The organism is Bradyrhizobium sp. BR 1432 (assembly GCF_051547705.1).
Taxonomy (GTDB): domain Bacteria; phylum Pseudomonadota; class Alphaproteobacteria; order Rhizobiales; family Xanthobacteraceae; genus Bradyrhizobium; species Bradyrhizobium zhanjiangense.
The window spans coordinates 7,596,525-7,610,109 of sequence record NZ_JBPUGF010000003.1 but is presented as its reverse complement, the minus strand read 5'-3'; the positions used below and the strand labels follow the sequence as shown (position 1 = coordinate 7,610,109).

At 64.0% G+C, this 13,585-nt stretch carries 13 protein-coding genes and 1 pseudogene; 7 read left to right on the top strand and 7 right to left on the bottom strand.

From position 1 onward, the window contains the following. Window positions 1-15 precede the first annotated feature (15 nt). Genes ACSKB8_RS36990 through nikE form a run of 3 tightly spaced genes read left to right on the top strand, consistent with a single transcriptional unit; the run spans window position 16 to window position 3,562 of the window. Window positions 16-1,047 (top strand): ABC transporter permease, encoded by a 1,032-nt coding sequence (locus ACSKB8_RS36990; RefSeq protein ID WP_438109442.1) that lies wholly within the window; start codon window positions 16-18, stop codon window positions 1,045-1,047. Continuing rightward, a complete protein-coding gene (locus tag ACSKB8_RS36985; RefSeq protein WP_438109441.1) occupies window positions 1,044-1,904 on the top strand; it encodes an ABC transporter permease in 861 nt (286 codons plus the stop codon). Before ACSKB8_RS36990 ends, ACSKB8_RS36985 begins: the two co-directional genes overlap by 4 nt. After that, window positions 1,901-3,562, top strand: a complete 1,662-nt coding sequence (nikE, locus tag ACSKB8_RS36980) for a nickel ABC transporter ATP-binding protein NikE (RefSeq protein ID WP_438109440.1) — start codon at window positions 1,901-1,903, stop codon at window positions 3,560-3,562. The genes ACSKB8_RS36985 and nikE overlap by 4 nt, the downstream gene beginning before the upstream one ends. Window positions 3,563-3,709: 147 nt before the next feature. Here nikE and ACSKB8_RS36975 read toward each other — a convergent pair whose 3' ends face one another. The 4 genes from ACSKB8_RS36975 to ACSKB8_RS36960 form a co-directional block, all read right to left on the bottom strand. Continuing rightward, the gene (locus tag ACSKB8_RS36975; RefSeq protein WP_438110821.1) at window positions 3,710-4,615 is read right to left on the bottom strand and encodes a carbohydrate ABC transporter permease; all 906 of its coding nucleotides are present in this window, start codon (window positions 4,613-4,615) and stop codon (window positions 3,710-3,712) included. A gap of 43 nt (window positions 4,616-4,658) precedes the next feature. Then, window positions 4,659-5,792: a carbohydrate ABC transporter permease gene (locus tag ACSKB8_RS36970; RefSeq protein ID WP_438109439.1), complete on the bottom strand. Its 1,134-nt coding sequence runs from the start codon at window positions 5,790-5,792 to the stop codon at window positions 4,659-4,661. An 83-nt stretch (window positions 5,793-5,875) separates the two neighbouring features. Then, a complete protein-coding gene (locus tag ACSKB8_RS36965; RefSeq protein ID WP_438110819.1) occupies window positions 5,876-7,501 on the bottom strand; it encodes a sugar ABC transporter substrate-binding protein in 1,626 nt (541 codons plus the stop codon). Between the two features lie 369 nt (window positions 7,502-7,870). After that, window positions 7,871-8,326 (bottom strand): RbsD/FucU family protein, encoded by a 456-nt coding sequence (locus ACSKB8_RS36960; RefSeq protein ID WP_128938430.1) that lies wholly within the window; start codon window positions 8,324-8,326, stop codon window positions 7,871-7,873. A gap of 86 nt (window positions 8,327-8,412) precedes the next feature. Between ACSKB8_RS36960 and ACSKB8_RS36955 the strand changes: the two genes are divergently transcribed. Further along, window positions 8,413-8,541 (top strand): hypothetical protein, encoded by a 129-nt coding sequence (locus tag ACSKB8_RS36955; protein WP_370986557.1) that lies wholly within the window; start codon window positions 8,413-8,415, stop codon window positions 8,539-8,541. Window positions 8,542-8,733: 192 nt separating this feature from the next. On the opposite strand, the pseudogene ACSKB8_RS36950 reads toward ACSKB8_RS36955, so the two are convergent. From ACSKB8_RS36950 to ACSKB8_RS36940, 3 genes and pseudogenes are all read right to left on the bottom strand, one after another. Beyond that, window positions 8,734-9,099, bottom strand: a pseudogene (locus tag ACSKB8_RS36950) (amidase family protein); the annotation flags it as partial. A 204-nt stretch (window positions 9,100-9,303) separates the two neighbouring features. Next, complete coding sequence (locus ACSKB8_RS36945; protein WP_438110817.1) at window positions 9,304-10,053, bottom strand: aspartate/glutamate racemase family protein; 750 nt, start codon at window positions 10,051-10,053, stop codon at window positions 9,304-9,306. A gap of 2 nt (window positions 10,054-10,055) precedes the next feature. Then, the gene (locus ACSKB8_RS36940) at window positions 10,056-10,763 is read right to left on the bottom strand and encodes a GntR family transcriptional regulator (RefSeq protein WP_438109438.1); all 708 of its coding nucleotides are present in this window, start codon (window positions 10,761-10,763) and stop codon (window positions 10,056-10,058) included. Between the two features lie 198 nt (window positions 10,764-10,961). On the opposite strand from ACSKB8_RS36940, the gene ACSKB8_RS36935 reads away from it, so the two are divergent. From ACSKB8_RS36935 to ACSKB8_RS36925, 3 genes are read left to right on the top strand one after another with little or no spacing between them, the layout of a single operon-like run. Beyond that, window positions 10,962-11,966: an ABC transporter substrate-binding protein gene (locus ACSKB8_RS36935; protein ID WP_438109437.1), complete on the top strand. Its 1,005-nt coding sequence runs from the start codon at window positions 10,962-10,964 to the stop codon at window positions 11,964-11,966. Further along, window positions 11,950-12,801, top strand: coding sequence for an ABC transporter permease (locus ACSKB8_RS36930; RefSeq protein ID WP_438109436.1), 852 nt, complete (start codon window positions 11,950-11,952; stop codon window positions 12,799-12,801). Before ACSKB8_RS36935 ends, ACSKB8_RS36930 begins: the two co-directional genes overlap by 17 nt. Next, window positions 12,801-13,577: an ABC transporter ATP-binding protein gene (locus tag ACSKB8_RS36925; RefSeq protein ID WP_438109435.1), complete on the top strand. Its 777-nt coding sequence runs from the start codon at window positions 12,801-12,803 to the stop codon at window positions 13,575-13,577. The genes ACSKB8_RS36930 and ACSKB8_RS36925 overlap by 1 nt, the downstream gene beginning before the upstream one ends. Window positions 13,578-13,585 lie beyond the last annotated feature (8 nt).

Here is a 13,585-nt window from a genome sequence, read left to right as displayed (position 1 = left end):
AGCGCGGCGGAGACCATGGGCACGATCGGTGCAACTTTGATCCGGGCCGGGCGGCGGTTTCTCTCGTCGCTGCCGGCGCTGTTCGGCGTGCTGGTCTTCACCTTCCTCCTGATGCGGGTGTTGCCAGGCGATCCCGCCGTGTTCTTTGCCTCCGGTCCCAGTGCCGGCAAGGAGGAGATCGAGATCGTCCGCAAGCAGCTCGGGCTGGACCGGTCGTTGCCGGAGCAGCTTGGCATCTATCTCTACGATGTCGGCCGCGGCAATCTCGGTCGGTCCATGATGACGGGGCAGCCGGTCGCCAAGGACCTGCGGCAGCGGCTGCCGGCCTCGCTCGAGCTCACGCTGACCGCGCTCGTGATCGCGCTGATCGCGGCGGTGCCGCTCGGCGTGCTGGCCGCGCTGCGGCCGAACTCGCTGATCGATCACGGCGTACGGCTGTTCTGCTCGCTCGGTGTCTGCGTGCCGACCTTCGTCTCCGGACTGCTGCTGATCTATGTGTTCTACTATCTGCTGGGCCTTGCCCCCGATCCGACGGGACGGCTCGACGTCTTCGCCTCGGTGCCGCCGGCGCGCACCGGCTTCCTGATGGTGGATTTCCTGCTCGCGGGTGACTTCGAGGGCTGGTGGGCCGCGGCACGTCAGTTGATGCTGCCGGCCTTCACGATGGCGCTGTTCGTGGTCGCGCCGCTCGCCCGCATCACCCGCGCTTCGATGCTGGTGTCGCTCGGCAGCGATTTCGTGCGCACCGCGCGTTCGATCGGCCTGTCGCGCTGGCAGATCGTGGTGACCTATGCGCTGCGGAATGCAATCCTGCCCGTGATCACCATCGCCGGCATCGTGTTCTCGACCATGCTCGGTGCCAATGTGCTGGTCGAGAAAGTGTTCTCCTGGCCGGGCGTTGCGGCCTACGCGCTCGATGCGCTGTTGGTCTCCGACTATGCGCCGGTGCAGGGCTTCGTGCTGCTGATGGCCAGCATCTTCGTCGTGGTCAATCTCCTGGTCGATGTGCTCTACGGCATCGCCGATCCCAGGGCGACGGTCGCATGAGCCTGACAGGAACATCGTCGGGGCTGCGTCACGCCGTGTGGGTGCTGCGCGGCAATCTCGTCACCGCGACCGCCGCCGCGGGGGCGATATTGCTGGCGCTGATCGCGATCTTCGGCTCCATGCTGGTGCCCTATGATCCCGTCGCTTCGGACGTGCCCCGCGCACTGCAGCCGCCGAGCGCATTACATTGGGCCGGCACCGACCAACTCGGCCGCGATGTCTTCAGCCGATTGATCGTCGCCACCCGGCTCGATCTTGCCATTGCCGTGACCGCCGTCAGTGTCTCCTTCGTGATCGGCGCGGTGATCGGCTCGCTCTGCGGCTATGTCGGCGGCAAGCTCGATCGTGCGACCGGCCGGTTCGTCGACGTGCTGATGGCCTTTCCGCTGTTCGTGCTCGCCATGGCCATGGTCGCCGCGCTCGGCAACCGGGTCGAGAATATCGTCATCGCGACCGCGATCATCAATCTGCCGTTCTACATCCGCTTCGCTCGCGCGGAGGTGAACATCCGCCGCAATCTCGGATGGGTCGAGGCGGCGCGTGCCTGCGGCGACGGGCATGTCTCCGTCGTGCTGCGCTTCTTGCTACCCAACGTGCTGCCGGCGATGGCAGTGCAGATGTCGCTCAATCTCGGCTGGGCGATCCTCAATGCCGCGGGCCTCTCCTTCATCGGCCTGGGCGTCAAGCCGCCGACGCCGGAGTGGGGCATCATGGTCGCCGAGGGCGCGCGCTTCATCTCGACCGGCCGCTGGTGGCTGGTGTCGTTTCCGGGTCTGGCCCTGATGCTGGCCGTGCTCTGCTTCAATCTTCTCGGCGACGGGTTGCGCGATATCCTCGATCCGCGCATGCGCACATGATGTCGCCACTGCTCGAAATCGATAATCTCGGCGTGACGTTCTCGACCCGACGCGGGCTCGTCGAGGCGCTGCGGGGCGTCTCGCTGTCGCTGCAGCCGGGTGAAATGCTCGGCCTCGTCGGCGAGAGCGGGTCCGGCAAATCCGTGACCGGATTCGCGGTCACGGGCCTGCTCGACAAAGCGGGCCGCATCACGGCCGGTCGTGTCAAGTTCAAGGGCCAGGACATCACGCGCGCGTCGGGGGCGGAGCTCCGCAACTTGCACGGCGCCAACATGGCGATGATCTTCCAGAATCCGCGCGCCGCGCTCAATCCGATCCGTCCCGTCGGTGCCCAGATCTCCGATGCCATCCTTTCGCATCGGCGGCTCTCGAAACAGGAGGCGCGGACCGAGGCGCTGAAGCTGTTGCACGCGGTGCAGATCCGCGATCCGGAGCGACGGCTGGACGCCTATCCGCACGAGCTCTCCGGCGGCATGTGCCAGCGCGTGATGATCGCGATCGCGATTTCCTGCAATCCATCGCTTCTGATTGCCGACGAGCCGACCACCGGCCTCGATGTTACGACACAGAAAGTGGTAATGGACCTTTTGGCGCGCGTCGTCGCCGAGCGCGGCATGACAACAATCCTCATTACCCACGACCTTGGTCTCGCGGCACACTATTGCCGACGCGTGGTGGTGATGGAGCAGGGGCGGCTCGTGGAAGAGGGCGCGCCACAGACATTGTTTCGCGCGCCGCAGCACGCCTATACCAAGCGACTGGTGGCGTCATCGCCGACCGCGACATCGCGTGTCGGCGACCTCGTGCCGGCTGACGAAGCTCTGTCGGTTGTCGAGGTGAAGGAGCGGCCGACGCCCGCGCCGGGCACGCCGCCGCTGCTCGACGTCCAGCACATCGTCAAGCGTTTTGACGACGGCGCCGCCGCAGTGGCGGATTTCTCGATGACCATGGCGGCGGGCGAGAGCGTCGGCCTGGTCGGTGAGTCCGGCTCCGGCAAGAGCACCACCGCGCGCATGATCTGCCGGCTGATCGATCCGAGCGAGGGCGATATCCTGTTCGACGGCTATTCGATCGCAAAGTTGCCGGCGCGCGATTTTCATCGCTCGTCGCTGCGCAAGGAGATCCAGATCGTCTTTCAGGATCCGCATGAGAGCCTCAATCCGCGCTTCACCGCGTTCGACTGCATTGCCCATCCGCTGCTGCGACTCACCGGCCTGCGCCCCGGCGACGCGTTGCGTTCCCGGGTCGAGGAGTGCGCCGACCGCGTCGGTCTGCCGCGAGAGTTGTTGTCACGCTTCCCGCATCAATTGTCGGGTGGCCAGAAGGCACGTATCGGCATTGCCCGCGCCATTGCGTGCCGGCCGCGTTTACTGGTGCTCGATGAGCCCACTGCGGCGCTCGATGTCTCGGTGCAGGCCGTGGTGCTGCAGCTGCTGGACCGGCTTCGGCGCGAGGACAATCTCGCCTTCCTGTTCGTTAGTCACGACCTCAACGTGGTGCGCATGATGTGCAGCCGTACCATCGTGCTGCGCGCCGGCGGCGTCGTCGAGCAGGGCGAGAGCCTCGCTCTGTTTACCAATCCGCAGACTGATTACACGCGCGAGCTGATCGAAGCTATTCCACACATTGGTTCGCCTGCTTCGCTTCTGCCCGCCTGATTTCGCGATCTCGGTGTTTCGTTGATGGGGCTGGCGCTCACCCGACCGGGACACGCATCGATGGTACGCGGTTCCCTGTGGTCGCCCGCTTCGATCAGCCTCTCCGACCGAGTTCGCAACGCGATTAGTCCCCGGCTCGGCCTCCGGCTACTTTCCGGCTCCTGTAGTCAAGCCGCTGACGATGTAGCGCTCAAGGAAAATGCCGACCAGGACGAGCGGTGCGATCGCCGCCGTCGACAGCGCCGCCATCGACCACCAATTGATGCCTTGCGAGCCAGTCTGGCTCGCCACCATAACGGGGAGCGTCTTCGCATCGGTGCTCGTGAGCAGCGCCGCGAAGAAATATTCGTTCCAGCACAGCACCAGCGAGAGAATGAATGCGGCCATCATTCCGGGGACAGCGAGCGGCAGAATGATCCGCAGAAAGGCGCCCCAGGTCGACAGGCCGTCCACGAAGGCGGCTTCGTCGAGCTCGATCGGAATTGCATTGAACTGATCGCGCATGATCCAGATGACGATCGGAAGCACGGTCAGCGTGTAGAGCAAGACAAGGCCAAATCGCGTGTCGAGCAGGGCCAATGCCTTGTAGAGGACGAGGAACGGCAGCGCGAGCACGACCGGCGGCAGGATCAGCTGGGACATGAAGAAGAACAGGATGTCATCGTTGCGCATCCAGGCGAACTTGTAGCGGAAGCGGCTCAGGCCGTAGGCCGCCAGAGATCCGAGGATCAGTGCCAGCAAGGATGCGCCGACCGAGGTGATGATGCTGTTGACGAAGCGATTCGCGAATTCGGAGCGTGCCGTCGAGGTTCCGAACAGTGTATCTGGCGACAGGCCGAGCGAGCGCCATCCCTTCCAGTCCGGCTGAAAATCGACCCAGGGAACCAAGTGGGCTTGCGTCACATCGACCGCCGATTTGAACGACGTCGTGACGGTCCAGTAGATCGGGAACAGGCAGATAATCGTCCAGAACAGGAGTGCTGCGTAGATCAGTACGCGGCTTAGCGTCCGCTTTGCGCGGGGGGCCGCCGGACGCCTCTGCACGGGCTTCAATGCCAAGGTCGATCTAGTCAATCGAGAAACTCCGTTTGAAGCCCTAGACGACCTTCTGCGTCCAGCGCTTGGACAGGCGCAACAGGACGGTCAGGAGCACGATGATCATAAGCAGGTAAACCATAGCGAGCGCCGTGCCGTATCCGACGTTCGAGCGGTCGCGGTAGACGCGGTAGATGAAGCTCGAGACCGTGTCGGTTGCGCCTCCCGGCCCGCCAGCGGTGACGTTGATCACGAGGTCGGCGAGCTTCAGCTTGAAGATGATGCGGATAATGAGGACGGTGATGCTCACCGGCAGCATGATCGGAAACGTGACGTGCCAGAACGACTGCCAGCCATTCGCGCCGTCGACTTTGGCCGCCTCCTGCACCTCCTTTGGCATCGCCTGCAGACCTGCGAGAAGGATGATCATGATGAAAGGGATCGACACCCACGCGTCCATCGCCTGGATGCTGAAGCGCGCCATCCACGGCGAGGCGAAGAAGGCCGGGTTGTCCCAGCCGAGATAGCGCGCCAGCGTCGCTGCCGGTCCGAAGCGATATTCCATCAGCGACTTGCCGATCATCCAGCTCACGGCGACGGGGCTGAGCATCATCGGCAGCAGGAAGACCACGCGGAAGAATTTTCGCGCACGGATCTCGGCGCTGAGCAAGAGCGCCAGTCCGAACGCGATCGCGTATTCGCCAAGCACTGCGGCGGTGTAAAAGACCATGTTGCCGAGCGCATTCCAGTAATAGGTGTCGTTCAGCATGCCCCTGACGTTGTCGAAGCCGCTGAAGCGCGGCCCTTCGATCGAGCTCAGATTCCAGTCGAGAGAGGCGATATAGATCCCGAAGATCGTCGGGAAGATCACGACGGCGACGGTGAAGAACACCGCCGGCAGCAGGAACAGCGCGCGCTGGCCACGTTCGCCGCGGGTCAGAACTTGTCCGATGCCAAACGCAACGGCCCAGACGAGATAGGCGATGAGGATCGGCCGCCAATCGGAAAATCCGGCAGTCATCGCGCCGGTCGTATGCAAGATCTGAATGAGGAGGACAAGCAGGAAGCCGAGAGACGCCAGCAGGACGAGCGCGCGGCCGGCGATCTTCCTGCTGCCGCGTGCGCGCTTCGCCGCGGGCTGGTGGTGCAGGTCGTCGCTCACGGGTACGGAATTCTGCATCGAGATGAGCCGCATTCTGTACCGGCTCTGTCGCCGGGCAAGTCCTCGGCTGGCGCCGGAGGCGCCAGCCGAAGGTGGATGGCTTCGCGCAAGCGCCGCTATACGCCGAGCGAGGCCTTGTAGAGCCCGATCTGCCGCTCGCGGCCGATCTGGTCGGTCAGCTTCTCCCAGGCGGCGGCGATGTTGTTCGCGCCGGTTTGCGCATCAACCTTGCCGGCGAAGATCTTGGTGAGCTCGTCTTCCGCGATGCTGTAGTACTGGAAGATGCCGGGGATGCGCGGCTCCACGGCGCGGTTTGGATGGTTGTAGGAGGCGAGCTGCGAGTTCAGGTAGGAGGTGATGTATTTGCGGTCATAGCCCGCCGCCACCCATTCGTCGTACTGGAAGTGGCTGGTGCGGTGAGCCTGGAAGCCCGAAGGATACATCACCATCCAAAGCGACAGATCCTTGCCACCGAGATGCGCGGCCGCGCTCCACGCCGCCTTATGCTTCTTCTCGTCGCCATTGACCCGCGCCATGACGTAAACGCCCCAGCCGAGATAGGCGCAGTTCGGCGCATGGTTCGGGCCGCTTGAGAGCTTGTCCCACTTTCCGGTCTTGGAGTTGTAGACATCGTCCGAGCCCGGCAGGATGTCGAAGGCGACGACGTCGCCGATGACGGAGGTGTCGCTCGCCTTCGCGACCTGGCCGATGTCGCCCCACCAGGGGATCATCGAGCCGATGCCGGCGAGGAACTGCTGGAAGCCGGTCGTGTTCGGATCGGCATTGAGCTGGTCGGCAGGTTCGAACGGCAGCGCGTCAATCACGTCCTGGATGGCGCGGACCCAAGCCGGATTGTTGATGCGCGGCTTCATCGTGTCGATGTCGAACAGCCAGGCCTTGTCGTCGGGATGCTTGGCATAGGCCGAGGCGCGGCTGCCGAGGAAATAGAAGCCGAACCCGCCCCAGGGCTTTGGCGCGTCGAGATAGCCGAACGCGTTCTGGTTCTTTATCTTCTTGCCCTTGAGGAATTTCGTCACTGCCTGCACCTGCTGCCAGGTTTTTGGCACGCCCCAGTCGGTCGAATTTCCCGCGTCCTTCCAGGCCTTGGCAATGGTTGGGTCGGAGAAGACGTCGGTGCGGTAGTTGAAGTTGTGGCAGTCGCCGTCGATGGTGACCCGATAAGTCTTGCCGTTCCAAGTTCCAACCGGCGGCTTCAGGTAATCGACATAATCGTCAACATCTATCTGCTTCTTGACCCAGTCCGGCATCTCCGACGCCAGTCCCTTGCCACAGACGTCGCCCTCGAACGGCGCTCCCATCTCGAGGATGTCGAAGTCGACCGTGCCGGTCGCGATCGCCTGTTGCAGGCGTGGGTTGTAGTCGGCCTGCGCCAGATCAATCCAGGATATCCTTGCGCCCGTATAGGCCTCCCACGGCTTCAGGAAGCCGCGGAACAACAGATTATGCAAATTCTGATTGTTCAGTCCCATGAAGGAGAGTTCGACACCTTTGAACTCGCCCTCCTTGATGCTGGCCTTGGTCGGGCCAAGGCAGAGCTCACCGACCTTTTGCCAGTCGGCGTCGGTCGGAGCACCCTTGCCGACGCCTGGAATTTTCGTGATCTCGGCGCGCAGATTGGCTTGCGCGAATGCAAGCTCGGAGAAGGTGCCAAGCGCGCCGCTCGTGCCAAGTGCGGCGGCTCCGGCCGCGCTCTTGAGCACCGTGCGCCTGTTGGGGTGCATTGCGGGATGCTGATCATGCTCTTGCTGCTTCACCACGAAATCCTCCCGTTTTTTGACGTTGCTTATGTCAAAGTCTTGGTCAGGTCAGATTGGGCTGCCTAAGCACCGTGGAGAAGTGACGCTCGCGGAAGTTCATGTCGCGGCGGCGGTGCGGGAAGCCGCGTCGAGTATGCAACGGCACCGATCAATGTCAACGAATCCGCGCAAAGCGGACGCGGTCGACCGAATGCGATGCAAACGATGCTGTCGATCTCGCGCTGCAGTAGCCCATCATGTGTGAGCTGGCTCCGGCGAGGGATGTCGCGTCGCCGTCACATTTGCGCCGAATGTGTCGCGCAGCCCGTGCCGCCGCCAATGCCTTGGCGCGACTTAAGTCGCATCAGGCGGGATCACGCCCTTCTTGAAGATGAAGCAGCCATAGAAGCGCCGTTCGCCGGTCTGGACCACGCAGTAGGACTTTTTCGCAAGCTCGTAGAAGGCAAACCGCTCGATCGACGCCAGCGGAAGCGAGCGGCCTTCGGCGGCGTCGATCTCCTTCTGCACCTCGGCTTGCACGTCCGGGATTTCGTTCGGCTGCCCAACGATCTCCATGCGCAACGCCGGCTTGTCGACAAAGGAATCGAGCGGTAGCACCGACAGGATCGCGCGCGCGGCGCGGCCCGCACTGACGTTGTCAATGCGGAGTAGCTTTCCGAGGGCGGTCTGGCGGGCGACGGAATCGGCCGGGAAATTCGTATCGCAGAGCACGAGGTCGTCGCCATGACCCATGGACCGCAACGCATAAAGCACATCAGCATTCAGAACAGGGTCGATCGACTTCAGCATGGCGCGCCTCCCTTGAAATGTTCAGGCCTCTCTGATCGGCCCAATATCTGACGTCTCCGCGCTGTCGTCCATATCGACCGCTCGGCATGGCCTTCAATGCCGACCAGATCGCGCTGTTCCGAGCCATGATGACGAGCAAGGAGCTGACGCGCAGTGTGATGGCCATCGCCGCCTCATCGCTGTTTGTCCCTGAGAGCATGGCGCGGCCCTTGTAGTCGGAATTGCTCTCCCTTGATGGCTGGCATCTTCGAACTGATTGCGCTTTTCCGCGGCGTCCATGATGGATTGGAGCGAGACTTCAAGTTTCTCAATGATTTAAGAGGCGGCGTGTGCACCGGGAGATCAAGGAAAAAGCTCATGACAGCCAACGTGAGCAGGCCTTCGGAAGAGACATCCAACGGCAGGATTTACGTTCGCAACACGGCCTCAACCTCTTGCGCTGCTTCAAGCAGCGTGCGGTCTTGTCCGCGCGTGGCGATGATCTGAAGGCCGAATGGAAGCCCGTACCGATCCGTCCCGCACGGAATCGAAATCGCCGGCAGACGAGCGTGATTGACGAAGGGCGTGAACACCGCGTGCGCTCGCGGGCTGGCCGGCTTTCCGCCAATCATGTCTGGTCCGAGCCGCGTCAGTGGCCACGCCACGCATGGGACGGTTGGCGCCAGCAATAGATCGATCTCGCCGAAGAAGGCTGCAAACGCGGTGGCGATTGCGGCGCTTGCGCCAAGCGCGCCGGCGACTTCGGTGCCCGAACAGGACAGGCCGCGTTCGATCTAGCCGATCGACTATCTCGCGGTCACCTTCATCGTGTCGCTGGTCGGTTTCCCGGTCCTGACCTTGCCGGCGCGCCGGGAGGCGCACGAGCTGCCCTTCGGCATCCAGATCATCGCGCCGCCGGGCTGCGAATCCCGCCTGTTTGCCTTCGGCCGTGCCATCGAAAACGAATTGGGTTTTCGCATCGCCGGCCGCCTCTCTGATCAGCTGTCGCGGTGCTCGAGCCGGGCGGCGAGCGTCTCGGCAAGACCGATTGTCGGCTTCGCGGCGGGGCGGCGGAACGTGCCCGCCGTTCCCTTGCGCAGGCGCAGCGCATGAAGCACCTCGGCTTGCTTTACCGCGGCGATGACCTGATCGACCACGGGGACCGGAATCCGGTCGGCGACGCGCTCGGCGAGGCCCGAGAGCGGGGCGCCGGCAAAGATCAGGACATCGGCCTCGTCCTCGACGATGGCGCGCTGCGCGAGTTCGACGAGCAAATCCTCCTTCTCGGTGGCGACCTCCGAGATCGCCTGGAACGGCGTGTCGAGCATGCGGATGCCGGCGCAGCGCTCCCACAGCCCATGGGCGCGGACGCATTCCTCGTACCAGGGGCCCAAAGCTTGCGCGAAGGTGACGATGGCAAAACGGCGTCCGGCCATGCAGGCGGTCAGCATCGCCGCCTCCGCCATGCCGACCACGGGAATGTCGAAGGTCTCGCGCGCGGCGAACAGGCCGGGATCGCCGAACGCCGCGATGATCGCGGCGTCGACCTTCCGATGCTGCTCGGCCAGCATCTCCAGTGCGATGGCGCCGCCGATCTGGGCCTCGGTGCGCGTCGCGATATAGGGCACGCCGCGGGTCGCGGTGCAGGGGATCAGCTCGGTCCCGGGGGAGGCGGCGCGCTGCCCGACACCCATCATCAGGTGCGTGACGTCGGTGCTGGTGTTGGGGTTGAGCAGCAGCAGCTTCATGGTCATGCCGCCGTCAGCTTGGGCTTGGGAGCAAGAGTCTCGAGCAGCGCGGTGCCGGTCTGTCGGACATGGGCGCCGAGCAGGCGGCCGGCCGCTTCACTGTCACGCGCCTCAAGGGCGGCGAGGATGCCGGCGTGCTCGTCCACCGAATTGCTCCAGCGCTTGTCGGCGCCAAGCGCCAGATAGCGCGCGCGTTCGGCACGGGAGATCAACGTCTCGTGCGCCTCGCGGAGCGGCGTGTTGCGGGCCATACGGACGATGGTGTTGTGGATCTCGCCGTTGATGGCGAAATAGTCGTCGAGCTTGCCGTTGCGGTGATGACCCTCCATGCGGGTCTGCAGCGTGCGCAGGCGGGCGAGGTCGCGCTCGGTGGCGCGCTCCGCCGCCAGCTCGGCGGCAATCCGCTCGATGCCAGCGAGCGCCTCGAACAACTCCGAGATGCCGTCAACCGCGATGTCGGCGATGCGCGGGCTGCGGTTGGGGCGGAGCTCGATCAAGCCTTCAGCCGCGAGCACCTTCATTGCCTCGCGCAGCGGCGTGCGCGACACGCCCAGCTCCTTCGACAGTTTGGTCTCCTGGGTCTGCGATCCCGGCGGCAACTCGCCGCGAATGATCATCGTCCGCATCCGCGCGGCGGCGCGCTCATGCAGGGCCATCCGCTTGAGTTTGGGCGACTTTCGTCCCTTCGGGGTTTCCGACTTCTGCTGCACGCGCGCCTCGTTGCTTCAGTTCATCCTAGCCGTTTCCGACTGCTTGGCTTGCCCAAAATACTGACGCATGTAGCTGAAAACAATGGCATAGCGCGCAAATTGTATGCAGCATGCAGAATCCCCGTTGCGCTGCCGCAAAGGTCGACCGATGATCGCGCAAGACGCGCGAAATCTCGCGCCTTCGAAACGGAGTGAGCGATGCGGACGAGATTGCGACTGGGCCTCTTGGCGATGGCGGCAATACTTGGGGGAAGCGATCTCGCGTCCGCGCAGACAGCGAAGATCAAGCTCGGCTACGCCAAATGCGCGCACTGCCTGCCGATGTCGCTGATTCCAGGCATGGCGAAGGGCGTCGAGGTCGAGGCCACCGGCTTCAACTCAGGCAATGACGTGCTCACCGCGCTGGTCTCGAAGAGCATCGACGTCGCGCAGGTCACCTACCTCCACTACATCACCGCGCTCGACAAGGGTTTTGACGTCGTTGCCGTATCCGGCCAGATCAACGGCGGCTCGGAATGTCTCTCCTCCACGAAGCTGAACCTGCCGCCCGAGGACTGGGCCACTTTCAAGACGACCGCTCTGAAGGCGAAGAGCGACGGTCAGCCGCTGAAGGTCGCGGCGTCGCGCGGCAACGCGCAGGACATCCACATGCGCGGCGCGTTCCTGAAGCAGGGCGTCGATCCCAACAAGGACATCCAGTTCATCAATATCCCCAATCCGTCCGACCATCTCGCGGCGCTGCAGCGCGGCGAAGTCGACATGATCTGCTCGGTCGAGCCGTTCGCCTCGCAGATCCGGCTCGCCGGCACCGGCAAGCACTTCGTGCTGCCGTACGACCAGGCCGCCGGCAATCTGACCAACATTATCGTCACCCGTTCAGACGTGATCGCGAGTCAGCGCGCCGGCGTCCAGGGCGTCGTCAGCGCCGTGGTCGAGCTCGACAACAAGCTGATCGCCGACAAGGCGCCGTGGATCGACGTCATCAACAAGCTGACCGGCCTCGACAAGAATGTGGCGACCGAGGCGCTGAAGAATGCCTCGCCCGATCCCGCGATCCATCGCTCGCAGACGCTGGCGATCGCCGCGATGATGCGCGACCTCAAATACATCTCCAAGGACGTCTCCGCGGAGGCGGAGAAGAACATGGACTATTCGTTCCTGGAGCAGGCCACGGGAAAGGCCAAGAATGACCTCGGTTACTGACGTCTCGCCGGCGAAGTCGGCGTTCCGACTGACGCGGGCGTTCCAGGGGCTCGAGCGCCTCATCGTGCCCGCGCTGCTGATCGCAGGCTGGGAGGCCTTTGCCCGCAGCGGCATGCTTCCGCCCGCGCTGCTGCCGGCGCCGAGCGCGGTGCTGCATGCGCTCGGCGACTGGGTATTCGGCTTCGACGAGACCACGCAGACCTATTCCGGCCACTGGCTGAGCGATGCGCTTGCGAGTGCTCTTCGCGTCTTCGGCGGCTTTGCGCTGGCTAGCCTTCTCGGCATCCTCGCCGGCGTCGCCATCGGCTGGTCGCGCCTGTTCGAGAAGACGCTGGAGCCGACGCTGCAGATGCTGCGGCCGATTCCGCCGGTGTCGTGGATTCCGCTGGCGATCATCTGGTTCGGCATTGCCGACAAGCCGGCGATCTTCCTCGTCTTCCTCGGTGCCTTCTTTCCAGTGCTGATGAACAGCATCCATGGCGTCAAGACGGTGGACCACAATCTCGTGCGCGCCGGCGCGATGATGGGGGCGAACGGACGGCAGATGCTGACCGACATCGTCCTGCCGGCGGCGCTGCCATCGATCTTCGCAGGCCTGCGCATCGCGGTCGGCTCGGCCTGGATGCTGACGGTCACGGCCGAGATGGTCGCGGTGAAGAGCGGCCTCGGCTATGTCTTGTGGGATTCCGATTACTTCCTGCGCTACGACATCGTGCTGGCGGCGATGATCTCGATCGGGCTGCTCGGCTATCTCTCCGACCTCGGCCTCAAGGCGATCATGGCGCACACGCTGCGCTGGCAGCAGACGACCACCGTGCAGGGCAGGGCGGGCTGATGGCGGCAATCGAGCTTCGCAACATCGTCAAGGTGTTCTCCGACAAGAGGCGCGGCCGCAACCTGCTGACGCTGGACAACATCAATCTCGACATCGAGGCCAACGACTTCGTCTGCCTGCTCGGCCCCTCCGGCTGCGGCAAGTCGACACTCCTGAACATCATCGCCGGCTTCGAGCAGGCGACCTCCGGCCGCACGCTGGTGGATGGCAAGCAAGTCGAGCGGCCCGGCTCAGACCGCGGCGTGGTGTTCCAGCAGCCGACCCTGATGCCGTGGCTGACGGCGATCGACAACATCGCCTTCCACCTCAAGCTCAAGGGTATCCCCAAGGCCGAACGCCACGGCCGCGCCATGGAGTTCATCGATCTCGTGGGCCTGCGCGGCTTCGAGCACCACCATCCCTCCGAGATGTCCGGCGGCATGAACCAGCGCGTCGGCATCGCCCGCGCGCTGCTGATGAACCCCAGCGTGATCCTGATGGACGAGCCGTTCGCGGCGCTGGACGCCCAGACCAAGCTCGAAATGCAGGAGGAGCTGGTCGCGATCTGGCAGAAGAGGCGCTGTACCATCGTGTTCGTTACCCATAGCGTCGACGAGGCCCTGGTCCTCGGCAACAAGATCGTGGTGATGACGAAGCGGCCGGGCCGGATCCGCGAGGCCGTCAATTTCGACCTGCCGCGCCCGCGCGACATCACCAGCCCCGAATTCAACGACGCAAAGCGCCACATCCTGGCCTTGATCCGGGAGGAGTCGACGCGCCTTGCGCAGGCGTCGTAAGGTTAAGG

Bases quoted from the DNA above. Each gene is read 5' to 3' on its own strand.
- ACSKB8_RS36990 (WP_438109442.1), top strand. From the start codon at position 16: ATGGGCACGATCGGTGCAACTTTGATCCGGGCCGGGCGGCGGTTTCTC.
- ACSKB8_RS36985 (WP_438109441.1), top strand. From the start codon at position 1,044: ATGAGCCTGACAGGAACATCGTCGGGGCTGCGTCACGCCGTGTGGGTG.
- nikE (WP_438109440.1), top strand. From the start codon at position 1,901: ATGATGTCGCCACTGCTCGAAATCGATAATCTCGGCGTGACGTTCTCG.
- ACSKB8_RS36970 (WP_438109439.1), bottom strand. From the start codon at position 5,792: ATGCGGCTCATCTCGATGCAGAATTCCGTACCCGTGAGCGACGACCTG.
- ACSKB8_RS36965 (WP_438110819.1), bottom strand. From the start codon at position 7,501: ATGCACCCCAACAGGCGCACGGTGCTCAAGAGCGCGGCCGGAGCCGCC.
- ACSKB8_RS36960 (WP_128938430.1), bottom strand. From the start codon at position 8,326: ATGCTGAAGTCGATCGACCCTGTTCTGAATGCTGATGTGCTTTATGCG.
- ACSKB8_RS36955 (WP_370986557.1), top strand. From the start codon at position 8,413: ATGGCCTTCAATGCCGACCAGATCGCGCTGTTCCGAGCCATGATGACG.
- ACSKB8_RS36945 (WP_438110817.1), bottom strand. From the start codon at position 10,053: ATGAAGCTGCTGCTGCTCAACCCCAACACCAGCACCGACGTCACGCAC.
- ACSKB8_RS36935 (WP_438109437.1), top strand. From the start codon at position 10,962: ATGCGGACGAGATTGCGACTGGGCCTCTTGGCGATGGCGGCAATACTT.
- ACSKB8_RS36930 (WP_438109436.1), top strand. From the start codon at position 11,950: ATGACCTCGGTTACTGACGTCTCGCCGGCGAAGTCGGCGTTCCGACTG.
- ACSKB8_RS36925 (WP_438109435.1), top strand. From the start codon at position 12,801: ATGGCGGCAATCGAGCTTCGCAACATCGTCAAGGTGTTCTCCGACAAG.